General features: G+C 66.5%; 1 protein-coding gene. It reads left to right on the forward strand.

From position 1 onward, the window contains the following. Positions 1-32: 32 nt before the first annotated feature. The coding region (locus ACLJNW_RS25690) for a GTPase (protein ID WP_410961437.1) at positions 33-266 on the forward strand (234 nt) is incomplete at its 3' end.

Raw genomic sequence — 266 nt, forward strand, 5'->3', positions numbered from 1 at the left:
GGCCCTGGGCGTGGAGAATGGCCATGACTGACATGCACGACGACATCCCCGCCGGCAGCCGTTGCGGCTACGTGGCGATCGTGGGGCGCCCCAATGTGGGCAAGTCCACCCTGCTCAACCACATCCTCGGGCAGAAGCTGGCGATCACCTCGCGCAAGCCGCAGACCACCCGCCACAACATGCTCGGGATCAAGACCGAGGGCGAGGTGCAGGCCGTCTACGTCGATACGCCCGGCCTGCACAAGAGCGGCGAGAAGGCCCTCAAC

Origin of the sequence: Salmonella sp. SAL4457, from assembly GCF_046548235.1 — a bacterium.
Classification (GTDB): domain Bacteria; phylum Pseudomonadota; class Gammaproteobacteria; order Enterobacterales; family Enterobacteriaceae; genus Salmonella; species Salmonella enterica.